Source organism: Pararhodobacter zhoushanensis, from assembly GCF_003990445.1.
In the GTDB taxonomy this organism is placed as follows: domain Bacteria; phylum Pseudomonadota; class Alphaproteobacteria; order Rhodobacterales; family Rhodobacteraceae; genus Pararhodobacter; species Pararhodobacter zhoushanensis.
In genome coordinates, this window is sequence record NZ_REEZ01000001.1 from 521,218 (window position 1) to 546,305 (window position 25,088).

The following is a 25,088-nucleotide window of genomic DNA, read 5'->3' on the forward strand; positions in this document are numbered from 1 at the left end:
TTTCTACACCCTCACGCCGCCGCGCCAGACACCGAGCAGCGCACCCGCGTCGCTCAGGTGCACCAGATCGGCGTGCGCGCCCTCGGTCAGCACGCCCCGGTCGGTCAGGCCCAGCACCTGAGCCGGGCGGCGGGTCATCATCGCCAGCGCGGTTTCCAACGCGATCCCGGCTTGCCCGGTCATCCACGCCAGCGCCTGTGGAAAGCTGACATCGGCCCCGGCCAGCGTGCCATCTTCCAGCGTCAGCCGCCCGTCCTGTCGCAGAATGGTGCGGCCATTCAGCGTGAAGCGGTCGTCGTCCGTTCCCGCCACCGCCATGCTGTCGGTCACCGCAAACAGCCGCTCGCCCGCCGTCTGCACCGCCAGCCGGAACGGCGTGCGCGCGACATGCACGCCATCGGGGATGATGCCGACCAGCGCCGTGCCCTCAAGCGCCGCGCCGGTCAGGCCGGGGGCGCGGTGGCCGAGCGGCGACATGGCATTGAAAAGATGGGTCACGACGCGCGCGCCCGCCTCCTGCGCTTCGTGCGCCTGCGCCTCGGTGCAATCGCTGTGGCCCAGGCTCACCAGCAACCCCGCCGCCGCCAGCGCGGCAATCTGCGCGGGCGTAGCGCTCTCGGGGGCCAGCGTGACCATCAGCACCGGCAACGCGCGGGCGGCGGCGCACAGCTGCGCGAGGTCGGCGTCCTCCATCGGGCGGATCAGGCGGGCGTCGTGCGCGCCCTTGCGGCGCGGGTCCAGATGCGGGCCCTCCAGATGCAGGCCCAGAAACCCCGGCAAGCCCACCTTCGCCGCCCGGATACCCGCCCCCAGCACGTCTGCGGTCACCGCGCGGTCGGCGGTGATCAGCGTCGGCATCAGCCCCGCCGTCCCCAGCCGCCCGTGTGCCGCGCACATCAGCGCCAAGGCCTTATCCGGGTCGCCCTGCCCCAGCAGCGCGCCGCCGCCGCCATTGACCTGCAGGTCGATGAACCCGGGTGCTAGTATCCCGCCGCCCAGATCAACGCCCGCGCCCGTGTCCTCGGCCAGCGCCACAACGCGCCCGCCCTCGACCACCAGCGCGCAGCGGTCGTGCAACGACCAGCCGTCAAACACCCGCGCCCCGCGCCAGATCTGCCGCATGTCAGCCTCCTGTTGTTGCGGGCACAAAAGCACAGGCCAGCGGGAAAGTCACAGGGGTCCGCAACCCATCATGCAGGTATTCACCTGCCTTTCTTGACAGGCAGGCATTTACCTGCTTAATTGAGTCGCAAGAGAAACGAGGCCCGATGGACGACGACAAGGTTTTCAAAACACTGGCCGACCCCAGCCGCCGCAAGCTGCTGGACAGCCTGTGTGATCACAACGGCCAGACGCTGAGCCAACTCTGCGCAGCGCTGGAAATGACCCGCCAGTCGGTAACCCAGCATCTGGGCCTGCTGGAGGATGCCAACCTGCTCAGCACGACCCGTAAGGGCCGGGAGAAACTGCACTTTATCAATCCGATCCCGCTGTACGAGGTCTATGAGCGCTGGATCCGCAAGTTCGAGGAAGGCCGCTTGAGCCTTTTGCACGACCTCAAAACCCAGCTTGAAAGCGACCAGCCATGACCGACAAATCCGCCAGCTTCATCTATGTCACCTATATCCGCGCCACGCCCGAGCAGGTGTTCGAGGCGATCATCAAACCCGAGATCGCGCTGCGCTATTGGGGCCACGCCAATGTCTCGGACGACTGGCAGCCCGGCTCGACGTGGAAACATGTGCGCGCCAGCGATGCCAATGTGGTCGATCTGGTGGGCACGGTGCTGGAAAACGACCCGCCGAAACGGCTGGTCCTGAACTGGTCGAATGAGAGCCAGCAGCATGACCCCGACCACACCTGCATCGTCGCCTTTGACATCGAGCCTGCGCTGGATGGCGTCAAGCTGACGGTCACCCATACCGATCTGCAACCGGGCAGCGGCATGCTTGCCGGGATCAGCAAGGGCTGGCCGATGGTGCTGTCCAGCCTGAAATCCTTGCTCGAAACCGGACAGGGCTTTGATCTGTAACCTTTATCGGGAGGAAGGCGAATGTCGGACGACGTCTATATCGGCGGCTGTGGCTGTGGCGCGGTGCGCTATCAGGCGGTGGGCCGACCGGTCGCGCAACTGCATTGCCAATGCACCCACTGCCGGAAGCGCAGCGGAACGGGACACGCGTCGTATCTGGTGTTCGCCGGGCCGGATGCCGTCACGCTGACGGGTGAGGTCCGGGTCTGGAGCCTCAAGGGTGACAGCGGCACAGACAAGCACCACGCCTTCTGTCCGGTCTGTGGCATCCCCACCCACGTCACCTTCGCCGCCAATCCCGGGATCACCGCGATCCACCCGGGTAGTCTGGACGCGCCCGAGCGTTTCGCGCCCGGTTTCGTCACCTACGGGTCGCGCGGGCTGGACTGGGACCGGCTGGACGCGGGCCTGAGGGTATTCGACAGGGGGCCGACGGGTTGACCTCAGCGCTGCAGCCGGTCGATATGGCGGCGCACCGCCACGGCGGGCAAGGGTCCGCCGTGGCCGAGGTAGAAGGTCTCGCAGCCCATTGCCAGAAGGCGGTGCAGCGAGGCGGCGACGGCGGCGCTGTCTTCCTCGAACGGCGGGGATTTGGGCCGCCCGCGCAACGCGATCCCGCCCAGCAGGATGCCCGAGGCCAGCAAGTCACCAGCAATCACCCGCCCCCCGTCCAGCACCACCGACAGTGACCCCGGCGTGTGGCCGGGCGTGTGGACCAGATGCGCGGAGAAGCCATACTCGGCCAGATCCAGCGTCTCGGCGGTCATCAGCCGGTCGGGCGTGACCGGCTCGAAGGGACGCTCGATCGCGCCGGTCTTGTGGAACAGCCAGCCGAACGGCCCCGAGGGCTTGAGCAGCGGCTTCGCGCCCTGCGCATAGGCCAGCTCATCCCGGTGCAGGATCAGCGGCGCTTTTGTGTGGCGCTGGAGTTGCGCGGCAGACCCGGCGTGGTCGATATGGGCGTGGGTCAGCACGATCAGCGCCAGATCCGACCAGCCCAACCCCTGCGCGCGCAAGGCCCGCTCGATCCGGGGCTGTGCGCCCGGCAGGCCGGTGTCGACCAGCATCGCCCTGCCCTGACGGACAAGCAGGAACGCGTTCAGCATGCCGAAAGGGAGCATCGCCAGCCGGTGCACAGAGGTTTGCGTCATCAAGGAACCCGCCTATTATGGTGTTGTGGTCCGGCTGATCGCATCCACACCGCAACCCCGCAATTGGGCACTTTTTGGGAACCGGAGGGTTCACGATGACCGCACATACCCCCGGCCCCTGGGCCGATCCGGTGACCGGCGTCTGCCCGGTGGCCGAGACGCTGCGCCTGCTGGGTGGCAAGCACGGCCCCACCCTGCTGCATTGCCTGACCGGCGGTGAGATGCATTTTCTCGAGCTGTCACGCGCCCTTGGCGGCATCAGCCGCAAGGTGCTGACCGAGCAACTCAGGGTGTTCGAGGCCGAAGGCCTGATCAGCCGCACGCCCAAGCAGGACGCGCGCCGTCGGGTGGCGTATGCGCTCACCCCGCGCGGTCAGGCGCTGGGGGCGATCATCGCGCAGCTCTATGACTGGAGCACGCAGCCCGCGTGATCACACCGTCAGCCAACGCCGCAGCTCGACCTCGTTCGCGTCGATATCGGCGCTGGTGCCGGACATGACCAGCTCGCCCCGGTCGAGCACGGCAAAGCGGTCGGCCAGCGCGCGGGCAAAGTCGAAATATTGCTCGACCAGCACCACCGCCATGCCGAACTGATCGCGCAGATACTCAATCGCGCGGCCGATGTCCTTGATGATCGACGGCTGGATACCCTCGGTCGGCTCGTCCAGCACCAACAGGCGCGGCTGCATAACCATTGCGCGGCCAATCGCCAGCTGTTGCTGCTGTCCGCCCGACAGATCCCCGCCCCGGCGGTTCATCATCTGCAACAGGACCGGGAACAGCTCGAACACCGCGTCGGGCACCTTGCGCGAGCCGCGCGGCAGGGTGGCGAAGGCGGCTTCGAGGTTCTCGCGGACCGTCAGCAGCGGGAAAATCTCGCGGCCCTGCGGGACATAGGCGATGCCGCGCTTGGCGCGTTCGGGGGGCGAGAGCTTGTTGATCTCCTCGCCATTCCACAGGATTTTCCCGCCCGAGGCCGGATGCCGCCCGACAATGGCCCGCATGAGCGAGGTTTTCCCCACCCCGTTGCGACCCAGAACGGTGGTGATCTGCCCCTCCTGCGCGGTCAGCGAGATGCCTTTGAGGGCCTGCGCCGCGCCGTAATGCAGCGTGAGATCGGTAATTTCCAACATGCTCAGCGCCCCAGATACACTTCGATGACGTCATCACGACCCGACACATAGTCGAGCGACCCTTCGGCCAGAACCGAGCCCTGATGCAGCACCGTCACCCGGCAATCGAGCGCGCGGACAAAGTCCATGTCATGCTCGACCACGATCACCGTGCGCTCTCCGGCGATGGATTTGAGCAGCTCGGCGGTTTCCATCGTTTCGGCGTCGGTCATGCCGGCGGCGGGCTCATCCACCAGCAACAGCTGCGGCTCCTGCGCCAACAGCATGCCGATTTCCAGCCATTGCTTCTGACCGTGGCTCAGATTGGCCGCATCCTCAAACCGCAGATGGGTCAGGCGGATCTGGTCCATCAGTTCGGTCACCCGCGTCTCTTCCGCCTTGGTCGAGCGGTGGAACAGCGAAGCAAACACCCCGCGCGGCGCTTTCAGCGACAGGCGGATGTTGTCCTCGACCGTGTGGGTCTCAAACACCGTAGGCTTCTGAAACTTGCGCCCGATGCCCAGCCGGGCGACGCGCGCCTCGTCCAGACGGGTCAGGTCGGTGTCCATGTTCCACAGTACCTCGCCGCCATCGGGGCGGGTTTTGCCGGTGATGATGTCCATCATCGTGGTCTTGCCCGCGCCATTGGGGCCGATCACCGCGCGCAGCTCGCCCTTGTCGACCGACAGCGCCAGATTGTTGATCGCCTTGAATCCGTCGAAACTGCGGGTCACGCCATCCAGATAGAGTTGCGCGGTCATGCGGGGACCTCCTTGGGGGCGGGTTTGGCACGGCGGAAGCGGTCGAGCAGACCCAGCAGCCCGTTCGGCAGCGCCAGTGTCACCAGAATGAACAGCCCGCCCAGCGCGAACAGCCACAGGTCAGGGAAGGTCGCGGTGAGCCAGCTTTTCAGCGCCACCACGACCAGCGCGCCGATGGCTGCCCCGACCAGCGTCCCGCGACCGCCCAAGGCGACCCAGACGACAATCTCGATCGAGTTGGCGGGGGCAAATTCGCTGGGGTTGATGATGCCGACCTGCGGCACATAGAGCGCCCCCGCCAGACCCGCCATCATGGCCGAGATGGTGAAGACAAAGACCGAATAGCTTTCCACCCGGTAGCCCAGAAACCGCGTGCGGCTTTCGGCGTCGCGCACGGCGACCAGCACCTTGCCCGCCTTGGAAATGGTGATCGCGCGGGCGATCAGGATGCAGGCGGCAAGGCAGATCGCGGTCAGCACGAACAGCGCGATGCGGGTCGAGGGGGCCGAGAGCGAGAAGCCCAGCACGTCGCGGAAATCGGTGAGGCCGTTGTTGCCGCCAAAGCCCATCTCGTTGCGGAAAAAGGCCAGCAGCAACGCGAAGGTCAGCGCCTGGGTGATGATCGACAGATACACGCCCGACACCCGGCTGCGGAAGGCGAACCAGCCAAAGACGAAGGCCAGCAGCCCCGGCACGGCCAGCGCCATCACGGCGGCAAAGCCGAAGTTGCCAAAGCCCCACCAGAACCACGGCAGGTGGTCATAGCTGAGAAACACCATGAAATCGGGCAGTTCGGGGTTGGCATAGACGCCGCGCGCGCCGATCTCGCGCATCAGGTGCATGCCCATCGCATAGCCGCCCAGCGCAAAGAACGCGCCGTGCCCCAGTGACAGAATGCCCGCGTACCCCCAGCAGAGGTCCAGTGCGACAGCGAGCAACGCATAGCACAGGTATTTGCCCATCAGCGGGATCAGATAGCTGGGCAGGTTGAAGGGAGAGGACGACGACAGCGTGGTGGCCAGCGGCGCCAGCACGGTGACGGCGAACAGCGCGGCCAGAAACAGGCCGAGGCGCAGGTCGATCAGACGGGTCATGCTTGCTTTCATGGGATCAGCCCTCGGCCGCGCGGCCACGCTGCGGGAACAACCCGCGCGGACGCTTCTGGATGAAGAGAATGATGAAGATCAGGATCAGGATCTTGCCCAGCACGGCCCCGGCCCAGGGCTCGAGGAACTTGTTGGCGATGCCAAGGCTGAGCGCAGCCGCGAAGGTGCCCCACAGGTTGCCGACCCCGCCAAACACCACGACCAGAAAGCTGTCGATGATGTAGCTTTGGCCCAGGTTGGGCGAGACGTTGTCGATCTGGCTGAGCGCGACACCGGCCAGCCCGGCGATGCCTGCGCCCAGACCGAAGGTCAGCGCGTCCACATAGCCGGTGCGGATGCCAAGATTGGCGGCCATCGGGCGGTTTTGGGTAACGGCGCGCATCTGCAGGCCAAAGGCTGAATAGCGCATCAGCAGCAACAGGCCGAAGAACACGAACAGCGCAAACACCACGATGGACACGCGCGACCATGTTACGGTCATCTCGCCCAGCTGGAACGCGCCCGACATCCAGTCCGGCGTGCCGACCTCGCGGTTGGTCGGGCCAAAGAGCGTGCGCACCAGCTGTTGCAGGATCAGGCTGACGCCCCATGTCGCCAGCAGCGTTTCCAGCGGCCGCCCGTAGAGATGGCGCACGATGCCGCGCTCAATGGCGACACCCACGGCCCCCACCAGCAGGAACGCGACCGGCACGGCGACGGCCAGCGACCAGCCCAGCATATCGGGCGCATAGGCGCGAAACACCTGCTGCACGGCATAGGTGGTATAGGCGCCCAGCATAACCAGCTCGCCATGCGCCAGATTGATCACCCCCATCACACCAAAGGTAATCGCCAGACCAATCGCCGCCAGCAGCAGGACTGATCCCAGCGACAGCCCGAACCACAGGTTCTGCGCCTGCGACCACACAGCCTGACGGCGCTCTGCTGCGGCAATAGCCGCAGCGACCGCAGCAGCGATCTGCGGATCGGCATCGGCGCGGTGCGCGTTCAGGGCAGATTGCACGGTCATCGCGGGCGCATCGGCCAGCGTGATGATAGCGGCGAGGCGCGCGTCAATTGGCGCGTCGGTGCCCAGCAGCGTGGCCGCGCGGGCGCGCTCAAGCGCGGTGCGGATGGTGCTGTTCTGCTCGGCCTCCAACGCCTCGGTCAACGGGTCGAGCTGATCGGCGTCGGGGCTGCGCAGCGCGGCCTCGGCAGCGGCCAGACGGCGCGCGGGATCGGGATCACGCAGGGTCAGCACGCCCAGCGCAGTGCGGATCTGGCGGCGCAGGCTGTTGTTGACGCGGATGGATTCGGTGGAACGCCGCGCAACGGTGCCCAGCTCTTCGCCGGTCAGCACATCCACAGCCGTCTCATTGTTGCGCGAGCCGGTGACGCGCACGATGCGCCCATCGGCAGTGCGCTGCTCCAGCTCGCCCTCAAGCAGCGCGTCCAGCACGCTGGCGGCACGCGGGTCGCCGGTGGCAGCGATCCGGGTGACCAAAGCGGCGCGGTCGTTGTAATTTCCGTCGGGCAATTGCCCCACGAGCTCGTCGAGGGTCTGGGCAGACGCGAGGCTGGGAAGCAGCAGCGCGAGGCACAGCGTCATCAGGCGCAGGAGCATGGGTTCTCCGGGGGGACGCGGATGTCAGGTCGCGGGTTCTGTGAGGGGTGCGCGCGGCACTGCCGCCGCGCGCGTCAGAAAAATCGGGGGGCAGGAAGGGGCGCCCCCCGGCGATGGCTCATTCAGAGCCGCCGCAAGTTCCGGTTTCGACGTTGAAGTTGCCGCACGACAGCGGCGCGCGCCAATCCGAGATCAGCGGAGCCGATTCGGGCAGGAAGTCGGACCATTCGTCGCCCAGAACCAGACCCGAGGTTTCCCAGACAACTTCGAACTGGCCGTCATCCTGGATCTCGCCGATCAGCACCGGCTTGGTGATGTGGTGGTTTGCCCCCATCGAGGACAGACCGCCCGTCAGGTTCGGAACCGCCACGCCAACCAGCGCGTCGATCACGGCGTCGGCGTCGGTGGTGCCTGCCGCTTCAACGGCATCAACCCACATGTTGAAGCCGATATAGTGGGCTTCCATCGGGTCGTTGGTCACGCGCTCGTCGCTGCCGATATAGGTATGCCAGGCGTCTATGAAGGCGTCATTCTCGGGCGTGTCGACCGACATGAAGTAGTTCCAGGCGGCCAGGTGGCCGACCAGCGGCGCGGTGTCGATACCGGCCAGTTCTTCCTCACCCACCGAGAAGGCGATGACAGGGATGTCTTCGGCCGAGATGCCCTGCGCGGCCAGCTCGTTGTAGAACGGCACGTTGGCGTCGCCGTTGATCGTGGACACAACGGCAGCCTGACGGCCGGTCGAGCCAAACGCGGCGATTTCGGCCACGATGGTCTGCCAGTCGGAATGACCAAAGGGCGTGTAGTTGACGATGATGTCTTCCTGCGCGACGCCCTGCGCCAGCAGATAGGCCTCAAGGATCTGGTTCGTGGTGCGCGGGTACACATAGTCGGTCCCGGCAAGGTAGAAACGCTCGACACCCTCGGCCAGCAGATAGTCAACGGCGGGGATCGCCTGCTGGTTGGGGGCGGCACCGGTGTAGAACACGTTGCGTTGCGATTCCTGACCTTCGTACTGGACCGGATAGAACAGGATCGAGTTCAGCTCTTCAAAGACCGGCAGCACCGATTTGCGCGAGACCGAGGTCCAGCAGCCGAACACCGCCGCGACACCGTCACCGGCGATCAGCTCACGGGCCAGTTCCGCAAAGCGCGGCCAGTCCGAGGCAGGGTCCACAACCACGGCTTCCAGCGGACGGCCCAGCAGGCCACCGGCTTCGTTTTGCTGCTCGATCAGCATCAGCATCGCGTCGCGCAGGGTGGTTTCCGAGATCGCCATCGTGCCCGACAGAGAGTGCAGGATACCAACGCGGATCGGCTCGCCTTCTTGCGCGAAAGCGCCCGTGGCGAAACTCGCGCAGAGCGCGGTCGAAAGCAGCAATTTTTTCATAATCCCCTGTCCATCTTTTTTCTCCCTGCGGCGCGACGGTCGCGCCCGGCAGGGCGGAGTTGCGTTCCGTTGGGCGTCAATGCGCCCAAGGACACGCTATTGCCGCGTCGCGGCGAAAGTGGCGCGGTTTTACGCGACGGCAGGATGTCAGGCCGGGATCGCCGTCTTTTTGAGCGCCTATTGCCCTTCCAAGCGGCAAATCTGAGCGGCGAGTGCATGTTTTAAGCGTCTGACAAAGCGAAGATCCGCCGATGACCCCACAGAATCACGGCAGCGTGAGTGGATCGGCACCTTGCCGCCGATGCAGTTTTCGCTCACCTTGCGCGGGATATGACCGACGGGTTCCGCTTCCTGCACTCTGCCGACCTGCATCTCGGGCGCCGTTTCGGCAGCCTGCCCGACGGCGTGCGCGGTCGTCTGATCGAAGCGCGGCACCAGATCATCGCCCGTCTGGCGCAGGCGGCGCGCGATCACGGCGCGCGCGACATCCTGCTGGCGGGCGACACATTCGACAGCGAAACCCCGGCGGACCCGACATGGCGGCAGGCGCTGCTGGCGATGGGCGCGGACCCGGCGCTGCGCTGGTGGCTCTTGCCCGGTAACCACGATTCGCTCGCGGCCGAGGCGTTGTGGGACAACATCGCCCGCATCGCGCCACCCAATGTGCAGCCCCTGACCCAAGCCGCGCCGGTTGAGCTGTCCCCCGGCGTCACCCTGCTGCCTGCCCCCCTGCCCCGCCGCCACGCCGGGCGCGACCTGACCGACTGGATGCCTGCCGCCGCCACGGCTGAGGGCACGCTCAGGATCGGGCTGGCCCATGGCGGCGTGCAGACCTTCTCGGAAGATGCCAGCGACGAGGGCATCATCCCCCCCGACCGCGCCGCCACCGCCGGGTTGGCCTATCTGGCGCTGGGCGACTGGCACGGGCAGATGACCGTCGGCCCGCGCACCGCCTATGCCGGCACGCCCGAGTTCGAGGAATTCCGCCATGCAGGGCGCGGGGCCTGTCTCGCCGTCACCGCCTTCGCCGGGGCTGTTCCGCAGATCGAACGGGTAGAGACCGGCCAGTTCGACTGGACCGAGCAACCGCTGTCGCTGGTCCCCGGTCAGGACGCCGCCGCTGCCCTGTCGGCGCTCCTCCCCCCTTCGGGTGCCGGTCGCCGCGACCACCTCCTGCGCCTGCGCGCGCAGGGTCGTGCCACGCTGGCCGAGCAGCAGGCGCTGCGCGATGCGGCTGAGGCCGCCGCCCCCGAATTCGCCTTCTTCGCGCTGGACACCGCCACCCTCGACACCGAAATCGACGCCGCCGATCTGGACGCGCTCGACCACGGCGGCGCTTTGCGGGTCGCCGCCGAGGCGCTGGCCGCCCAGGCCCGCGACCCCGCCCGCGCTGAGGATGACCGCCGCATCGCCGCAGGCGCGCTCAACCGCCTCTACGCCTATCTGAGCGAGGGCGCATGAAGCTGCGCTCGGTCACCCTGAACGACGTGCGCCAGTTCACCAGCCCGGTGCGCGTGGCGGGCATCGGCGATGGCGTTAACCTGCTCTCGGCCCCCAATGAAAGCGGCAAATCCACGCTGTTCGACGCGATCCATGCGGCGTTTTTCATCCCCCACCGCTCGGCCAAGATCAAATCCCTGCGCCCCGATGTCGGCGGCAATCCCGAGATCGAGGTCACGCTGGAAGACGCGCGCGGCCCGCTGACCCTGCGCAAACGCTGGGGCCGTGGCCCCTATGCCGAGGTCTGGCGCGGCGGCCAGCTTGTCGCCAAATCGGACGAGGCCGAGGCGCAGATCGCCGCCCTCACCCAGTCCCCAGCTGACGGCGGACCTGCTGGCCTGCTGTGGGTGCGCCAAGGTGTGACGGCGCTCGACGACACCGACAAGGCTGCGGTAAAGACGCGGCAGGATCTGCTGACTTCGGTCACCGGGGAAATCGCGGCGCTGACTGGCGGCAAGCGGATGGACCGGGCGTTGGCCCGAGCGCGCGAAGAGCTTGACCGGCTGGTGACGTTGCGCGGGGCCAAGGCGGGCGGACCGCTGGATACCGCGCTCAAGGCCGTGGCCGTGCTGGAAACCCGTGTCAGTGAGTTGAATGACAAGGCATCGAAGCTGCGCGCGGCCTTGGGCGAGCGGCGCGGCAAGCGGCGGGAGCTGGCCGAGCTAACCGACCCGGTTGAGGTCAAGACCCGCACCGAACGGCTGACGCAGGCCGATGCCGCCTTCAAAGCCGCCGACCGTCACGCCAGCCAATTGCAGGCCGCCGAGGCTGCGCTCAAGGCCGCCGATCTGGCACTGCAGGCGGCCCGGCGCGAGATCGACAACCGGGCGCGCACTGTGCAGGCGATTGAGACGCTCACCGTGCAAAGCACCGCCGCGCAAGCCGCCGCCGAGGCTGCCGACGCCCGCGCGACCGAGGCGCAAACCGCGCTGACGAAAGCCACCGAAACCCACACCGCAGCCCGCAAAACCCTGCGCGAGGCAGAAGCGCAGATGCAAGCCGCGCTCAAGATCGAAGCCCGCCGGGCCGAGGTAGAGCGCCACGCGCAGCTGGCGGAAACGCTGGCACAGGCCGAAACCCTCGCCGCCACCCTGCCCGCCTTGCGCGAGGCTGCAGCAACCGGTCCCGACGCGCGCCAGCTGCAAGCCCTTGAGGACGCGGCCAAAGCCCTCGCCATCGCCGAAGGGCTGGCACAGGCGGCAGCGCCTCATCTGACCTTCACCCCCCGCCCCGGTGCGCCCGCTGTCACGCTGGACGGCACCCCGCTTGACGCCAGCCCCCATGCGATCACGCAGGCCGTTACGCTCGACCTGCCCGGCCTCGGCACGCTGCACATCGCCCCCGGCGCAGGAGATGCGCCCGACCGGCTGGCCGGTGCGCAAGACGATCTGGCACGCGCGCTGGCGCAGGCCGGAACCGATGCACCCGAGGCGGCGCGGCGCGCGGCGCGCGCACGAGTCGAAGCCGCGCAACGGCTGAAAGAGGCGCAGGAAGCCCTCAAACGACTCGCCCCCGAAGGCATCGACTCGCTGCGCGGCGCGCTGGCCCGCCTCGCCCCGCAAGCGCTGCCCGAGGCCCCCGATCTGCCCACCGCGACCGACGCCGTCGAGCGCGCCCGCACCGCCGAGACCGCTGCCGAGCTGGAAACCGCCCGCCTGCGCCCCGGCTTCGACACCGCGCGCGAGGCCGCTTTGGGCGCGCGCCACGACCTTGGGTCGCTCAGCCAGCGCCTGTCCGACGCGCGTGCCGATCTGACCGAAAAGCCCGACGCCGAATCGCTGAATGAGGCCCTCGCGCAAGCCGAGACCCAGCGCCAAACCGCGTCTCAAGCCCACCAAGCCCTTGCCGCCGAGGCCCCCGATCTGACCCTCAGCCGCGCCGCGCTCAATCGGGCGCAGAGCGTGGTGAAGGCGGCGGATGACGCGATCAACACCCTGAACACCGCCCTCGCCGGGCTGGACGCGACCGTCGCGCACCTGTCGGGCGAAGGGGTCGAGGAAGATCTCGCCGATGCCACCGCCCGCCTGAGCGCCGCACAGGCCACCCGCGACGCGCATGAGCGTGAGGTCGCCGTGCTGCGCTGTCTGATCGGTGCGCTGGAGGCGGCGCAATCCGCCGCGCGCGACCGCTATTTCGAGCCGGTGCTGACCGAACTGCGCCCGATGCTGCGCCTGCTCTGGCCAGGTGCCGAGCTGAGTTTCGACGGCGACAGCCTTTTGCCGGTCGAATTGCTGCGCGACGGGCGGGTTGAGTCGATTGGCACCCTGTCTGGTGGCACGCGCGAGCAGATTTCGCTGCTGGTCCGGCTGGCCTTTGCCCGGCTGCTGGCGCGCAGCGGCCAACATGCGCCGGTGATCCTGGACGACGCACTGGTGTTCACCGATGACACGCGGATGGAAGCGATGTTCAACGCCCTGCATGCGCAGGCGGCCGATCTTCAGATCCTCGTTTTCAGCTGCCGTACCAGAGCCTTACGGCAACTGGGCGGAACGGTTTTGCAGTTCGAACACGTAAACTGAACTTTGCTGCATTGCAGAATGCAAAGTTTCCCATTGACAGAATGGCCGTGCGCGCCGCAATTTAATCAGGCGATTAATTAACCGGGGGGAGTCGGTTGTGACGCGACCCGTTGAGCAGCGACAGGACCGGAGTCTGGCGCAGGAATCGATCCTGGATGCCGCCGAGATCGTCTTTGCCGAGAACGGCTTTCATGGCGCCACCACCCGTGCCATCGGCCTGTGTGCACAGGCCAATGCGGCGCTGATCCACTACTACTTCGGCTCGAAAGAAGCGCTATATGAAGCGGTGATCGCCCGGCGCTCGGGGGCGATCAACGACGCGCGCCGCGCCCGGCTGGCGCAGTTGCATGCGGCGGGCGACGTAACGCTGGAAATGGTGCTGGATGCCCTGCTGCGCCCGACGATCACGATGGGCCGCAACCCGGTAGGCGGCGGCGCATCCTATGCCCGCCTGCTGGGCCATGCAGCGACCGGGACCGATGCGCGCTCGCAGCGGATCATCGGGGCCTATTATGACGACATCGCGCGGCTCTTTGTGGCCGAACTGGCCGCTGCGGTGCCCGGACTGGGCCGCGCAGGCGCGGTGCGCGGGTATCTGAACACGATCTCCATCGGCATCACGCTGATGGCTCCGACAGGCCGCGTGCAGGCCCTGTCGGACGGGGCGCTGGCCGATGACGATCTGGAGGAGGTCATCGCCGGAGCGGTTCGCTTTAACGCGGCGGGTATCCGCGCGATGGCGCAAACCGGCGACTAGCCCAACGAAAACGCACGGAAATCCGGGTCCGGGGAGGATCCGGCAACGACCAACCGAGGAGGAGAGACCATGACATTGACCATCCGCCGCCTTTTGACAGGCACCGCACTGGCAACCGCACTGAGCGCCGGTCTGGCGCTTCCTGCAATGGCTGACGAGACCATCGACATCACCATCGTCAACGGCCACCCGCCGATCTTTCTGTGGGTCAAGCACCTGACGGAATCCTTCATCCCCGCCGTGGATGCAGCGCTTGAAGGCTCGGGCTATTCGATCAACTGGACCGAAGCGTATGGCGGCACGCTGGCCGGCGTCGGCGGCGAGCTGGAAGCCATCGAGAACGGTCTGGCCGAGATCGGCAGCGTGCCGACGGTGTTCATGCCCAACCAGCTGCCGTTGCAGAACGTCACCTACAACACGCCCTTTGGCCCCTCCAGCGCGCAGATGGTGATGAGCGCGATGGAAGTGCTTTATGACACCATCCCGGCGATGGGCGAGAGCTGGCATACCTATGATACCGAATACCTCGGCGGCGGCTTTGCGCTGGACAACTACATCCTGATGACCAACTTCCCGGTCACCTCGATCGACGATCTGGCCGGTCACCGCATCGCGGCGCCCGGGCCGGCGGTCAACTGGCTGGAAGGCACCGGCGCGGTTGGTGTGGCGGGCAACCTGACGACCTATTACAACGATCTGCAGACCGGGGTGTTTGACGGGGTGATCGTGTTCGCCACCGCCGCCGCCCCTGCCCGTCTGCAAGAGGTCGCGCCCTATGTGACCGTGACCGACTTTGGCGCGCAATCGGCCGGTGGCATCGTTGCCAACCAGACGTGGTTCGCCGATCAGCCGGAAGTCGTCCAGAACGCGCTGCGCGCCGGGGCTGCGGCCTATCAGGCTGGCTATCTGGAAGAGCAAAGCGCCCGCGTGACGGCTGCCATGGCCGCCATCGCACCGGATGCCGAGCACCTGCACACGCTGGCCCCGGAAGAACGCGCGCGCTGGGCCGCCGCTCTGCCCGACGTGGCTGGCACCTGGGCTGCTGCGACGGATGCGGCGGGCCTGCCCGCGACCGAAGTGCTGAACGCCTATGTCGCCACGCTGCAAGCCGCCGGGGCCGATCTTGGCCGCGACTGGTCGATGCGCTGATCGGGGCGCTGATCCCTGCGGGCCGGGGGTGCTTTCCCCCGGCCCTTTCCCTCTGACGGAGCCCCTGCCATGGCCTCGCTCGACCAGCTTTCCACGGGCATCGCTCCGCTGGACGCCTTTTCCCGCCTAATCGACCGGATCACCGCGCTGCTCTCCGTTCTGGGCACGTTGATGATCCTGGCCGTGATGCTGCTGATCGCCGCCGATGTGGTCGGGCGGTTCTTCTTTGGCCACCCCATCGCCGGGGTGCCCGAGATGGTCGCCATGTCCATTCTCGCCATCGTGTTCCTGCAGATTGCCAACACCACCGCACAGGGCAAACTGACGCGCTCGGACGCGCTGCTGGGGGCGCTCCACCGAAACAACCCGCGTCTGGCTGAAGCCTTTGACGCGGTGTTGCATCTGGCGGGCGCGGTACTGCTTTGCACAATGGTTTCGGCGTTTTATCCGCTGTTCCTGCGCTCTTACGGGCGGAATGAGATGGTCGGTACAGTCGGCCAGTTTCTGGCACCGATCTGGCCGGTGCATGGCATCGTGCTGCTGGGGGCAGCGATGATGGCGCTGGTCTTTGGCCTGCGCGCGCTGGTGCTGGCGATCCGGGCCGTCAAAGGAGTTCCCGCATGAGCGGCGTCGAGATTGGTCTGTGGTCGCTGGCCGGTATTCTGGGCCTGATCTGGCTGGGCATGCATGTGTCCATCGCGCTGGCGCTGACCTCGTTCGTCGGCATCTGGGTGCTGCGCGACAATGCGCAATACGCCGCCCGCATGATGTCGCTGGCCACGCGCGAGAGCATTTCAAGCTACCTGTTCGGCGTCGTGCCGCTGTTCGTGCTGATGGGGCTGGTCGTAAGCCGCGCCGACATTGGCCGCGATACCTTTGACGTCGCCAATCGCGCGCTGGGTCGGCTCAAGGGCGGGCTGGGCATGGCGACGGTCGGCGCGAATGCGATTTTTGCGGCGATTACCGGGATTTCCATCGCCTCGGCCGCCGTCTTCACCAAGGTCGCCGTGCCCGAGATGATGCGCATCGGCTATTCCGCGCGCTTTGCCACCGGGGTGGTGGCGGGCTCATCCGTGCTGGGCATGCTGATCCCGCCGTCGCTGCTGCTGATCCTCTACGGCATTCTGGCCGAGCAATCGGTCGGCCTGCTGTTTCTGGCGGGCATCGGGCCGGGTCTGGTGCTGGCCGTCGCCTATTGCCTCGGCATCGCGCTGATGGTGCGCTATTGGCCCCGCTTCACCGGCACCCCGCGCCCGGCCCCGGCCAGTGCGCACGAAGGCTCGCTGCTGGGCGATACCTTATCCAAACTCTTCCCCATCGCCGCGCTGATCGCGCTGGTGCTGGGCGGCATCTATGGCGGCATCTTCACCCCGACCGAGGCCGGGGCCATCGGTGCCCTCGGCGCGATCATCATCGCCGGTGTCAAACGCCGGATCGGGCCACGCGTGTTGTGGCAGGTGACGCTGGAGACCGGGCATATCACCGCCTCGATCTGCTTTCTGATCATCGCCGCCACGATGTATTCGCGCTTTCTGTCGCTCAGCGGCCTGCCCGCCGCCGTCACCGAATGGGCCATCGCGCTGGAGCTGGGCACCGTCGGTTTCGTGCTGATCTTCTGCGCCATCCTGATCGTGCTGGGCACCATTCTGGACAGCTCGTCGATCATGATGATCACCCTGCCGCTGGTCCTTCCCATCGCGCAGGCCATGCACATTGACCTGATCTGGTTCGGCATCGTCACCGTGCTGGCGGTCGAGATCGGGCTGCTCACGCCGCCCCTCGGCCTGTCGGTCTTTGTCATCAAAGGCGCGCTGGATGATCCCACGATCCCCTTGGGCGATGTCTTCAAAGGCGCGCTGCCCTTTGCCGCGATCATGGTGCTGGTGCTGCTGGCGCTGATCGTCTTCCCCCCTATGTCCACCGGACTGCTGTAAGGAGCCTGTATGCAGATCATCGACCTTTCCGTCGCGCTTGAATCCGGCATTGCCTCGGACCCGCCGCCGATGCTGCCGCAGATCAACTACATGAACCACCGCGAGACGCAGGCGCAGATGACCGATTTCTTCCCCGGCATGACGGCGGCTGACCTGCCTGACGGCGATGGCTGGGCGGTCGAAACGCTGGTGGTCAGCACCCATAACGGCACCCATCTGGACGCGCCCTATCACCACCATTCGACCATGGACCGTGCGCTGGTGCCGGGGGGCCGCCCGTCGATCACCATCGACGAAGTGCCGCTGGAATGGTGCTTTCAGCCCGGCGTAAAGCTGGATTTCCGCCATTTCGCCGATGGGTATGTGGTCACACCCGAGGATGTGGAGGCCGAACTTAAACGCATCAACCATACGCTCAGCCCGCTGGAAATCGTGGTGATCAACACCTCGGCGGGCGCGGCCTATGGTCAGCCGGATTTCCTGCTCAAAGGCTGCGGCATGGGCAAAGCGGCAACGATGTACCTGCTGGAACGTGGCGTGCGCGTGACCGGCACCGACGCGTGGAGCTGGGACGCGCCCTTCTACCACACCGCGCAGCGCTACGCCGAAAGCCACGACCCGGCGATCATCTGGGAGGGGCACCGAGCCTCGATGGAGATCGGCTATTGCCACATGGAAAAGCTGGCCAATCTGGACCAGTTGCCTGCCACCGGCTTCAAGGTGTCCTGCTTTCCGTTCAAGATCAAACGCGCCTCGGCCGGGTTCGTCCGCGCCGTCGCGATCATGGAGTGAGCATGGAAAAGGCAATCGTCCAGTTCGACGCCACAGGCACCGCCTCGGGCAAGATGCGCAACGATCTGAGCGTCACCATGGTGCATCCCTTCGCCGAAGGGCCATGGGAAATGGCCACCGATGAGGGTTCGTTCCACGGGGGCGACGCCAGCGCGCCCCCGCCTCTGGCGCTGTTCGTCGGCGGGCTGACCGGCTGCATCATGACCCAGATCCGCGCTTTCGCAAAACGCATGGGCGTGACGCTGAGCGACCTCAAGGTCGAAACCCGCGTGCAGTGGGACTGGCAAGCCAAGGGCCGCGTTTACGAGACCGCGCCCAAGAGCTTTGAGATCGATGTGCTGATGGAAAGCCCCAATACACAAGCCGAGGTTGCAGCCCTGATCGAGGCCGCTAAGAAGGGGTGTTTCATCGAACAGACGCTGGGGCGGAGCAATCCGATCCGCCACCGGCTGAAAACTCAAGGAGGCTGGGTAGATGTCTGACCCGATCCGTTTCGACACCCGCGTTGCCATCGTCACCGGCGCCGGTGGAGGCTTGGGCCGCGCCCATGCGCTGGCGCTGGCCGCGCGCGGCGCCAAAGTCGTGGTTAACGACGTGGGCAACGCGCAGGCCGTGGTCGACGAGATCCGCGCCGCCGGGGGCGAGGCGATGGCCAGCGCGGCCTCGGTCAGCGATGCCGACGCCGTTCAGGACATGGTGGCGCGGATCATGGCGCAATGGGGCCGCATCGACATCCTGATCAACAACGCCGGCATCCTGCGCGACAAGAGCTTTGCCAAGACGCCCACCGAGTTCTTCGAGGCGGTGATCGACGTGCATCTGCGCGGGGCGTGGGTCTGCACGCAGGCGGTCTGGGAGATCATGCGCGCTCAAGGGTATGGGCGGGTGCTGATGACCACCTCGTCCTCGGGCCTATATGGCAATTTCGGTCAGGCCAACTATTCCAGCGCCAAGCTGGCCCTTGTCGGGCTGATGAACACGCTGGCGATCGAGGGCGAGAAAAGCGGCATCCGGGTGAACGCCCTTGCCCCCGCCGCGATGACGCAGATGACCGAAGCGCTGCTGCCCGCGGGCGCAGCCGAGGCATTGGGGCCGGAAAAAGTCTCGCCCGCCGCGCTGTTTCTGGTCAGCGAGGGCGCGCCGACGAAAACCATCCTGACGGCGGGTGCCGGTGTCTTTGCCGTGGCGCGGATCGAGGAAACGCCGGGCCTTGCTTTGGGCGACGCCCCCGATGTCGATGACGTCGCTGCCGCCTGGGAGGCGTTGCAGGCGCAACCGATCCACAAGTCGGTGCAGGCCGCCTGGGAGCAAACGCAGAAATTCGTCGATATGGCGAAGGGCAAAGGGTGACGTGATGAGCAACCCGATTGATGGCTTCACCGTCACCGCGCAGGATCTGTGGTACGTCGGCGAAGATCTGCAACGGCCCGAGTGCATTCTGGCCGAGCCCGACGGCTCGCTCTGGTCCGCCGATGCGCGCGGCGGGGTGGTGCATATCCGGCCCGACGGCACGCAGGCGCTGGTGGCGCAATCGCTGGACCAACGCTTCGGCGGCACGCTGGACGAGGCGGATCGCTTCACCCAGGGCACCCTGCCCAACGGTCTGGCCTTCGATGTGGACGGCTCGATCCTGATCTCGAATTTCGGCACCGACCGGCTGGAACGCATGACCCGCGACGGGCGCACGACGGTGGTGCTGGACACGATCGACGGCACCGCCATTGGCAAGGTCAATTTCGTGCTGCGCGACAGCAAGGGGCGGATCTGGCTGACGATCTCGACCCGGATCACCAACTGGATGGCCGCGATCAGTCCAAAGCTGAGCGACGGCTACGTAGCAGTGCTGGACAATGACGGCGCGCGGATCGTGGCGGACGGGTTCATGTTCACCAACGAGATCCGCTTCGATGCGGCTGAGGAATGGCTCTACGTCGTCGAGACCTCGGGCCGCCGCGTGACCCGCCTGCGCATCGGTGAGGGTGCGACGGTGCTCGAACGCGAGGTTTTCGGGCCCTCGGATACCGGCGGGTTCATCGACGGGATCGCCTTTGACAGCTTCGGCAACCTCTGGGGGACACATGTGATGTCCGACCGGATCTTTGCGATCACCCCGCAAGGGGATTTCCGGGTGATCCTGGACGATGACAACCCCGGCCCGTCGGCGGCGCTCTATGAAGCCTTCGAGCGCGACGCCGTCACGCCCAACCACATGCTCGCTTGCGGGGGCCAGATCGCGCCGTGGTTCGCCTCGGTCACCTTCGGCGGCGCTGACCTGCAAACCCTCTACATCGGCTCGCTGCGCGGCACCCGCATTCCGGCGTTCCGCAGCCCGGTCGCAGGCCTGCCGATGGCACATTGGCGGTAACGGAGTGGCGGCGCGAAGGGGCATCGAGCCCCTTCGCGCCGCGCGGGGGGCGCTGCCCCCCACCGGGCCGTTCCGGCCCGCCCCCCGGGATATTTAGAGAGCAAAGAGGGGCGTTAACATTTGGTTAACCGCGCTTTCTTTGCTCTTCAAATATCCTCGGGGGGTGAATTCGCTGAAAGCGAAGAGGAGGGCTGAAAGCCCCCCTTCCCCGTTGCCGTCAGCCGATACGCCCGGTGATATAGGCCTCGGTCTGTTTGTCGCGCGGGTTGACGAAGATCTGTTCGGTGTCGCCGTACTCGATCAGCTTGCCCAGGTGGAAGAACGCCGTCTTCTGGCTGACCCGCGCGGCCTGTTGCATCGAATGGGTCACGATAATGATCGTGTACTGCTCTTTGAGTTCGTGGATCAGATCCTCGACAATCGCCGTGGCGATCGGGTCCAGCGCCGAGCAAGGCTCATCCATCAGGATCACTTCCGGCCCCGTCGCAATCGTGCGCGCGATGCACAGGCGCTGCTGCTGGCCGCCCGACAGCCCGGTTCCCGGTGCGTCGAGGCGGTCGGACACCTCTTTCCACAGCCCTGCCTTTTTCAGCGAAGATTCGACCAGCGCGTCCGTCTCGGCCTTGCTTTTCACCAGCCCGTGGATACGTGGGCCGTAGGCGATGTTGTCATAGATCGATTTGGGGAACGGGTTCGGCTTCTGGAACACCATCCCCACACGGGCGCGCAGCTCGACCACGTCGAGCGAGGGATCGTAGATGTCCTCGCCATCAATGGTGATCGTGCCGCCGACGCGGCAGCCCTCGATCGTGTCGTTCATCCGGTTGAAGCAGCGCAGGAAGGTCGACTTGCCGCAGCCCGACGGGCCGATGAAGGCCGTCACCGAGCGTTCGGGCACGTCGATGGACACGTCAAAAATCGCCTGTTTCGGGCCGTAATGCACCGTCACATCGCGGGCCGAGATCCGGCTGGCGCGCTCGCCCGCCGACGCCGGTGCGCTGGGGACGATGCGGTGGCTTGTGGCCATGGGCCGGGGTTCGGAAGTGGCGTTCATGTCATGCTTTCCTTTCAAGGCGGCTGCGCAGCCAGATCGCCAGAGCGTTCAGAAGGATCATCAGCGCCAGAAGCACGATGATCGCAGCAAAGGTGCGTTCTTCAAAGAAGTTGCGGTTCTCGTTGCCCTGCCAGAGGTAGATCTGCACCGGCAGTGCTGCCGATTGCTCCAGCGGCGTTGCCGGGATGTTGGCGACAAAGGCGTTCATGCCGATCAGCAAGAGCGGCGCGGTTTCGCCCAGCGCCTGTGCCACGCCGAGGATCGAGGCGGTCAGGATGCCCGGAAAGGTCACCGGCAGCACATGGTGGAACACCATTTGCATCCGCGAGGCGCCGATCCCCAGCGCCGCCTGCCGCAGCGAGGGCGGCACGGCGCGCAGGCTGGAGCGGGTGGCGATGATGATCGTCGGCAGGGTCATCAGCGTCAGCACCAGACCGCCGACCAGCGGGGCCGAGAGCGGCAGGTGGAAGATGTTGATGAACACCGCCGCCCCGAGCAGGCCGAACACGATGGAGGGCACGGCGGCAAGGTTGTTGATGTTCACCTCGATCAGGTCGGTGATGCGGTTCTTGGGCGCGAATTCCTCAAGATAGATCGCGCTCGACACGCCAATCGGCACCGACAGCAGGATCACCACCAGCATCATATATAGCGAGCCGACAAAGGCCCCGGCCAGACCGGCGCTTGCCGGTGACGAGCGGCTGTCAACATTGGTGAAGATATGCCAGGCAAACGCCGGGTGGATCGCCCCGGTCGCCGTCAGCGCGTCAATCGCGTCGCGGGCCGGTCGGGTCAGTTGCTGGCGCGCGTCGGGCAGGTCGCGGCTGAGCTTGCCCTTGGACCAGTTGTCGCCATCCGCCGAGAGCAGCATGCTCACGTCGCGCGTCTGGCCGATCAGATCCGGGTTCGCCAGCACCATGTCGCGCAGCACGAAGCGGGTGCCGGTGTCGACGATGGACAGGGCCGAACGGTCGTCGATCTCGACATCTACGCCCTGCATGGCCTGCGCAATCGACGCTGTGATCAGCCGGTTCCAGTTGACCATCGCCAACCGGCGCTGCCAGGCGAGCGAAGCCGCCTGATAGTCAGCGTCGGACTGACCGGCTTCCTGCACCGGCGGGGCCGGGACGTTGATCACGTCGGGATCAAAGTAGACCTCGGTCTGCAGGTTATACTGCCAGAAAGCGGGCAGACCGTTGGACAGGATGTTGCCAAAGAGCACGGCGACAAAGGCCATGGCCGCCAGCACCGAGCCCAGCCCCAGCAGGCGAAAGCGGGTCTCGGCGCGGTTGCGGCGGGTCAGCGACTGGCGGACCTGCGCACGGCGACGGGTGTTGGCGTCGAATTCAGTCTCGACACTGGTCATTCGTATTGCTCCCGGTATTTCCGAACGATGACAAGCGCGCCGATGTTCAGCATCAGGGTGATGACAAAGAGGGTGAGGCCCAGCGCAAAGGCGACCAGCGACTGCGGCGAGGCGAAATCGGCATCACCCGTCAGGGCGGTGACGATCGTCACGGTGAAGGTCGAGGTCGGCTCGGCCGGGTTGAAGCGCAGGATCGGCGCGTTCCCGGCGGCCAGTACCACGATCATCGTCTCGCCAATCGCGCGGCTGACAGCCAGCAGGATGGCGCCGACGATCCCCGGCAGGGCGGCGGGCACGATGACCATGCGGATGGTTTCGGATTTCGTCGCCCCCAGCCCCAGCGAGCCGTCGCGCATGGTGCGCGGCACCTGCCGGATGATGTCGTCCGACAGCGAGCTGATGAAGGGGATGATCATGATCCCCATGACGATACCGGCGGTCAGCGCCGAGGTGGCGTTGATACTTAGGCCGATGACATCGCCCAGACCCGACAGGGCCGGACCGACGGTCACCAGGGCGAAGAAGCCGTAAACGATGGTCGGGATCCCGGCCAGAACCTCGATCACCGGCTTGATCATGTTGCGCACGCGTGGCTTGGCGTATTGCGTCAGCCAGATCGCGCTCATCAGACCGATGGGCAGGGCCACCAGCATGGCGATGCCTGAGATCATCACGGTGCCCAACAGCAGCGGCAGCATGCCGTACGAGCCGCTCGCCTCATTCGAGGTGGTGGAATAGCCGGGGTTCCAGACGGTGCCGAAGAAGAAGTCGATCGGCGACACATAGGTGAAGAAGCGCACGGTCTCGGTGACCAGCGAGATGACAATGCCCAGCGTGGTCAGGATGGCCACGATCGAGCAGAAGATCAGCAGCGCCTTGATGGCGGCTTCGACATGGTTGCGCGCGCGCAGCCGGGCCGAGAGACGCGCGCGGGCCATCACCAGACCGGCGATGCCCAGAAGCGCACCCAGCGCGACGGCCGAGAGTTTCAGGATGGTATTGAACCGGCCAAGGCTTTCGCCAGCGGTACGCTCCCAGTCGGCCATGTCACCGGCGACGCCAAAGCCCGAGGCAATGTTGCGCAACCGGGCGGCGGCTGAGGCATAGTCTGAGCCCGCAGCGATATCCGAGGGCATCAGGCTGGCCAGATACCATTCCTGCGCCTGCCCCGAGGTCAGGCCCCAGAGCGCGAGAATGAGAAGGAAGGGAACGACAGCCCAGAGGGCCAGCAAAGCTCCGTGGTACTGCGGCCGCGAGTGCAGGCGGGACTGCCCGGCCAACACGCGGCTGCGCGAATACCCTTGCCGGTAGGCGAAGGCCATCATGGCCAGAACAAGGGCGGCGATCAGGACGCTGGTCATGCGCGCGGCTTCATCTTTGAGACAAGGACATGGCGCCCCGGGGATCGGGGCGCCACATGGGATCAGGGCAGGTTATTGACCGACCGACACGCCGTTGGTGTAGGCTTCCAGAACGGCAGCGCGCTCGGCGTCGGGCATCGGGATCAGACCGGCTTCTTCCAGACGACCGCCAGCACCGGTCATCGCGTCCGACAGGAAGAACTCGACGTATTCGGTGATGCCGGGGATGACGCCGATGTGCTCGCCCTTCACGTAGAAGAACAGCGGGCGCGACACGGGGTATTCGCCCGAGGCAACGGTTTCCAGCGACGGGGTGACGCCGCTCATGGTGGCGACGCGCAGGGTGTCACGGTTCTGCTCGTAGAACGACAGGCCGAACACGCCGACGGTGTCACGGTCCGAGGCCAGACGGGCCAGCGTTTCGGTGTAGTCACCGGCGATTTCGATCACGTTGTCCTGACGCAGGGCGCCGCAGACTTCGTGGTCGGTGTCTTCGCCCAGAACGGCTTCACAGCCCGGGAAGATGACTTTCTCTTCAAACACTTCGCGCGTGCCGTGGTTCGAGGCGGGGATCGCCATCACGATGCGCTGGTGCGGCAGCTCGGGGTTGATTTCGTCCCACATGGTCGGCTGGGCAACGCCCTCGGGCATGGTGGCAGCGATGGCCATGTACACGTCGCGCGGCTCGAGCGCGAAGGCGTCGCCGTCGGCAGCCGAGGCAAAGACGATGCCGTCATAGCCAATGCGGATTTCGCGGATGTCGGTCACGCCGTTGGCGGCGCAGGTTTCGATTTCCGACGACTTGATCGCACGCGAGGCGTTGGCGATGTCGATGGTGCTCTCACCAACGCCGGTGCAGAACTGGCGCAGGCCGCCCGACGAACCACCCGACGCGACGACGGGGGTTTCGAATTCCGGGAAGATCTGGCCGAATTCTTCGGCGACGATCGAGGCGAAGGGCAGCACGGTTGACGAACCGGCGACCTGAATGTTGGTGCGGGTCTGCGCGGCCAGCGGCGCGGCGGCCAGCAGGGCGCCGGTGGCGGCGACAATCGCGATACGGCTCGTGGTCTTGGCGAACATGGAATTGCTCCTGGATCGGTTCGGGGTCCAGCCCCTACTCTTGAGGCTGTGCA

General features: G+C 66.2%; 25 protein-coding genes. 14 read left to right on the plus strand and 11 right to left on the minus strand.

Annotation, left to right across the window (positions count from 1 at the left end; all coding sequences use genetic code 11):
• Window positions 1–3: 3 nt before the first annotated feature.
• Window positions 4–1,122 (minus strand): N-acetylglucosamine-6-phosphate deacetylase, encoded by a 1,119-nt coding sequence (nagA, locus tag EAE28_RS02485; RefSeq protein WP_127104232.1) that lies wholly within the window; start codon window positions 1,120–1,122, stop codon window positions 4–6.
• Between the two features lie 146 nt (window positions 1,123–1,268).
• Between nagA and EAE28_RS02490 the strand changes: the two genes are divergently transcribed.
• From EAE28_RS02490 to EAE28_RS02500, 3 genes are read left to right on the plus strand one after another with little or no spacing between them, the layout of a single operon-like run.
• Window positions 1,269–1,589, plus strand: a complete 321-nt coding sequence (locus EAE28_RS02490; RefSeq protein ID WP_127104233.1) for an ArsR/SmtB family transcription factor — start codon at window positions 1,269–1,271, stop codon at window positions 1,587–1,589.
• On the plus strand, window positions 1,586–2,032 hold the full coding sequence (locus EAE28_RS02495) for an SRPBCC family protein (RefSeq protein WP_127104234.1): 447 nt from the start codon (window positions 1,586–1,588) through the stop codon (window positions 2,030–2,032). Before EAE28_RS02490 ends, EAE28_RS02495 begins: the two co-directional genes overlap by 4 nt.
• Before the next feature lie 21 nt (window positions 2,033–2,053).
• Entirely contained in the window at window positions 2,054–2,473 is a 420-nt protein-coding gene (locus tag EAE28_RS02500; protein ID WP_127104235.1) for a GFA family protein, read from the plus strand.
• A 2-nt stretch (window positions 2,474–2,475) separates the two neighbouring features.
• Here the strand turns inward: EAE28_RS02500 and EAE28_RS02505 are convergent, their stop codons facing one another.
• Entirely contained in the window at window positions 2,476–3,183 is a 708-nt protein-coding gene (locus EAE28_RS02505; RefSeq protein WP_127104236.1) for an MBL fold metallo-hydrolase, read from the minus strand.
• A 95-nt stretch (window positions 3,184–3,278) separates the two neighbouring features.
• Here EAE28_RS02505 and EAE28_RS02510 point away from each other — a divergent pair, with 95 nt between their 5' ends.
• Window positions 3,279–3,614: a winged helix-turn-helix transcriptional regulator gene (locus EAE28_RS02510; protein ID WP_127104237.1), complete on the plus strand. Its 336-nt coding sequence runs from the start codon at window positions 3,279–3,281 to the stop codon at window positions 3,612–3,614.
• On the opposite strand, the gene urtE is transcribed toward EAE28_RS02510, so the two are convergent.
• The 5 genes from urtE to urtA form a co-directional block, all read right to left on the minus strand.
• Window positions 3,615–4,316, minus strand: coding sequence for an urea ABC transporter ATP-binding subunit UrtE (gene urtE / locus EAE28_RS02515; protein ID WP_127104238.1), 702 nt, complete (start codon window positions 4,314–4,316; stop codon window positions 3,615–3,617).
• A gap of 2 nt (window positions 4,317–4,318) precedes the next feature.
• Window positions 4,319–5,056 (minus strand): urea ABC transporter ATP-binding protein UrtD, encoded by a 738-nt coding sequence (gene urtD, locus EAE28_RS02520; protein WP_127104239.1) that lies wholly within the window; start codon window positions 5,054–5,056, stop codon window positions 4,319–4,321.
• Window positions 5,053–6,150, minus strand: a complete 1,098-nt coding sequence (urtC, locus tag EAE28_RS02525; protein ID WP_220443875.1) for an urea ABC transporter permease subunit UrtC — start codon at window positions 6,148–6,150, stop codon at window positions 5,053–5,055. Before urtC ends, urtD begins: the two co-directional genes overlap by 4 nt.
• 16 nt (window positions 6,151–6,166) lie before the next feature.
• Entirely contained in the window at window positions 6,167–7,765 is a 1,599-nt protein-coding gene (urtB, locus tag EAE28_RS02530; protein ID WP_127104241.1) for an urea ABC transporter permease subunit UrtB, read from the minus strand.
• Window positions 7,766–7,883: 118 nt separating this feature from the next.
• A complete protein-coding gene (gene urtA / locus EAE28_RS02535) occupies window positions 7,884–9,155 on the minus strand; it encodes an urea ABC transporter substrate-binding protein (protein WP_127104242.1) in 1,272 nt (423 codons plus the stop codon).
• Between the two features lie 330 nt (window positions 9,156–9,485).
• Between urtA and EAE28_RS02540 the strand changes: the two genes are divergently transcribed.
• The 10 genes from EAE28_RS02540 (at window position 9,486) to EAE28_RS02585 (ending at window position 20,171) form a co-directional block, all read left to right on the plus strand.
• The gene (locus tag EAE28_RS02540; protein ID WP_127104243.1) at window positions 9,486–10,616 is read left to right on the plus strand and encodes a metallophosphoesterase family protein; all 1,131 of its coding nucleotides are present in this window, start codon (window positions 9,486–9,488) and stop codon (window positions 10,614–10,616) included.
• Window positions 10,613–13,174 (plus strand): AAA family ATPase, encoded by a 2,562-nt coding sequence (locus EAE28_RS02545; RefSeq protein WP_127104244.1) that lies wholly within the window; start codon window positions 10,613–10,615, stop codon window positions 13,172–13,174. Before EAE28_RS02540 ends, EAE28_RS02545 begins: the two co-directional genes overlap by 4 nt.
• A 97-nt stretch (window positions 13,175–13,271) precedes the next feature.
• On the plus strand, window positions 13,272–13,931 hold the full coding sequence (locus EAE28_RS02550) for a TetR/AcrR family transcriptional regulator (protein ID WP_164736531.1): 660 nt from the start codon (window positions 13,272–13,274) through the stop codon (window positions 13,929–13,931).
• Window positions 13,932–14,000: 69 nt separating this feature from the next.
• Window positions 14,001–15,080, plus strand: coding sequence for a C4-dicarboxylate TRAP transporter substrate-binding protein (locus EAE28_RS02555; protein ID WP_127104246.1), 1,080 nt, complete (start codon window positions 14,001–14,003; stop codon window positions 15,078–15,080).
• Between the two features lie 69 nt (window positions 15,081–15,149).
• Entirely contained in the window at window positions 15,150–15,704 is a 555-nt protein-coding gene (locus EAE28_RS02560; protein WP_127104247.1) for a TRAP transporter small permease subunit, read from the plus strand.
• Window positions 15,701–17,014 carry a TRAP transporter large permease gene (locus tag EAE28_RS02565; protein WP_127104248.1) on the plus strand — a complete coding sequence of 438 codons (1,314 nt, stop codon included), beginning with the start codon at window positions 15,701–15,703 and terminating at the stop codon, window positions 17,012–17,014. Before EAE28_RS02560 ends, EAE28_RS02565 begins: the two co-directional genes overlap by 4 nt.
• A gap of 9 nt (window positions 17,015–17,023) precedes the next feature.
• Window positions 17,024–17,806: a cyclase family protein gene (locus tag EAE28_RS02570; protein ID WP_127104249.1), complete on the plus strand. Its 783-nt coding sequence runs from the start codon at window positions 17,024–17,026 to the stop codon at window positions 17,804–17,806.
• A 2-nt stretch (window positions 17,807–17,808) separates the two neighbouring features.
• Window positions 17,809–18,288 (plus strand): OsmC family protein, encoded by a 480-nt coding sequence (locus EAE28_RS02575; RefSeq protein WP_127104250.1) that lies wholly within the window; start codon window positions 17,809–17,811, stop codon window positions 18,286–18,288.
• Window positions 18,281–19,156 (plus strand): SDR family NAD(P)-dependent oxidoreductase, encoded by an 876-nt coding sequence (locus EAE28_RS02580; RefSeq protein WP_181954472.1) that lies wholly within the window; start codon window positions 18,281–18,283, stop codon window positions 19,154–19,156. The genes EAE28_RS02575 and EAE28_RS02580 overlap by 8 nt, the downstream gene beginning before the upstream one ends.
• Window positions 19,157–19,160: 4 nt before the next feature.
• Window positions 19,161–20,171 (plus strand): SMP-30/gluconolactonase/LRE family protein, encoded by a 1,011-nt coding sequence (locus EAE28_RS02585; RefSeq protein WP_127104251.1) that lies wholly within the window; start codon window positions 19,161–19,163, stop codon window positions 20,169–20,171.
• 217 nt (window positions 20,172–20,388) lie between these two features.
• On the opposite strand, the gene pstB is transcribed toward EAE28_RS02585, so the two are convergent.
• The 4 genes from pstB to EAE28_RS02605 all read right to left on the minus strand — a co-directional run bounded on the left by pstB (window position 20,389) and on the right by EAE28_RS02605 (window position 25,035).
• Window positions 20,389–21,198, minus strand: coding sequence for a phosphate ABC transporter ATP-binding protein PstB (gene pstB, locus EAE28_RS02590; protein ID WP_127104651.1), 810 nt, complete (start codon window positions 21,196–21,198; stop codon window positions 20,389–20,391).
• Window positions 21,199–21,226: 28 nt separating this feature from the next.
• The gene (pstA, locus tag EAE28_RS02595) at window positions 21,227–22,591 is read right to left on the minus strand and encodes a phosphate ABC transporter permease PstA (protein WP_127104252.1); all 1,365 of its coding nucleotides are present in this window, start codon (window positions 22,589–22,591) and stop codon (window positions 21,227–21,229) included.
• Entirely contained in the window at window positions 22,588–23,952 is a 1,365-nt protein-coding gene (gene pstC / locus EAE28_RS02600) for a phosphate ABC transporter permease subunit PstC (RefSeq protein ID WP_127104253.1), read from the minus strand. The genes pstA and pstC overlap by 4 nt, the downstream gene beginning before the upstream one ends.
• Before the next feature lie 72 nt (window positions 23,953–24,024).
• A complete protein-coding gene (locus tag EAE28_RS02605) occupies window positions 24,025–25,035 on the minus strand; it encodes a PstS family phosphate ABC transporter substrate-binding protein (protein ID WP_127104254.1) in 1,011 nt (336 codons plus the stop codon).
• Window positions 25,036–25,088: the final 53 nt, after the last annotated feature.

Coding starts and splice junctions, on each gene's coding strand:
- nagA (WP_127104232.1), bottom strand. CDS start 1,122: ATGCGGCAGATCTGGCGCGGGGCGCGGGTGTTTGACGGCTGGTCGTTG.
- EAE28_RS02490 (WP_127104233.1), top strand. CDS start 1,269: ATGGACGACGACAAGGTTTTCAAAACACTGGCCGACCCCAGCCGCCGC.
- EAE28_RS02495 (WP_127104234.1), top strand. CDS start 1,586: ATGACCGACAAATCCGCCAGCTTCATCTATGTCACCTATATCCGCGCC.
- EAE28_RS02500 (WP_127104235.1), top strand. CDS start 2,054: ATGTCGGACGACGTCTATATCGGCGGCTGTGGCTGTGGCGCGGTGCGC.
- EAE28_RS02505 (WP_127104236.1), bottom strand. CDS start 3,183: ATGACGCAAACCTCTGTGCACCGGCTGGCGATGCTCCCTTTCGGCATG.
- EAE28_RS02510 (WP_127104237.1), top strand. CDS start 3,279: ATGACCGCACATACCCCCGGCCCCTGGGCCGATCCGGTGACCGGCGTC.
- urtE (WP_127104238.1), bottom strand. CDS start 4,316: ATGTTGGAAATTACCGATCTCACGCTGCATTACGGCGCGGCGCAGGCC.
- urtD (WP_127104239.1), bottom strand. CDS start 5,056: ATGACCGCGCAACTCTATCTGGATGGCGTGACCCGCAGTTTCGACGGA.
- urtC (WP_220443875.1), bottom strand. CDS start 6,150: ATGACCCGTCTGATCGACCTGCGCCTCGGCCTGTTTCTGGCCGCGCTG.
- urtB (WP_127104241.1), bottom strand. CDS start 7,765: ATGCTCCTGCGCCTGATGACGCTGTGCCTCGCGCTGCTGCTTCCCAGC.
- urtA (WP_127104242.1), bottom strand. CDS start 9,155: ATGAAAAAATTGCTGCTTTCGACCGCGCTCTGCGCGAGTTTCGCCACG.
- EAE28_RS02540 (WP_127104243.1), top strand. CDS start 9,486: ATGACCGACGGGTTCCGCTTCCTGCACTCTGCCGACCTGCATCTCGGG.
- EAE28_RS02545 (WP_127104244.1), top strand. CDS start 10,613: ATGAAGCTGCGCTCGGTCACCCTGAACGACGTGCGCCAGTTCACCAGC.
- EAE28_RS02555 (WP_127104246.1), top strand. CDS start 14,001: ATGACATTGACCATCCGCCGCCTTTTGACAGGCACCGCACTGGCAACC.
- EAE28_RS02560 (WP_127104247.1), top strand. CDS start 15,150: ATGGCCTCGCTCGACCAGCTTTCCACGGGCATCGCTCCGCTGGACGCC.
- EAE28_RS02565 (WP_127104248.1), top strand. CDS start 15,701: ATGAGCGGCGTCGAGATTGGTCTGTGGTCGCTGGCCGGTATTCTGGGC.
- EAE28_RS02570 (WP_127104249.1), top strand. CDS start 17,024: ATGCAGATCATCGACCTTTCCGTCGCGCTTGAATCCGGCATTGCCTCG.
- EAE28_RS02575 (WP_127104250.1), top strand. CDS start 17,809: ATGGAAAAGGCAATCGTCCAGTTCGACGCCACAGGCACCGCCTCGGGC.
- EAE28_RS02580 (WP_181954472.1), top strand. CDS start 18,281: ATGTCTGACCCGATCCGTTTCGACACCCGCGTTGCCATCGTCACCGGC.
- EAE28_RS02585 (WP_127104251.1), top strand. CDS start 19,161: ATGAGCAACCCGATTGATGGCTTCACCGTCACCGCGCAGGATCTGTGG.
- pstB (WP_127104651.1), bottom strand. CDS start 21,198: ATGGCCACAAGCCACCGCATCGTCCCCAGCGCACCGGCGTCGGCGGGC.
- pstA (WP_127104252.1), bottom strand. CDS start 22,591: ATGACCAGTGTCGAGACTGAATTCGACGCCAACACCCGTCGCCGTGCG.
- pstC (WP_127104253.1), bottom strand. CDS start 23,952: ATGACCAGCGTCCTGATCGCCGCCCTTGTTCTGGCCATGATGGCCTTC.
- EAE28_RS02605 (WP_127104254.1), bottom strand. CDS start 25,035: ATGTTCGCCAAGACCACGAGCCGTATCGCGATTGTCGCCGCCACCGGC.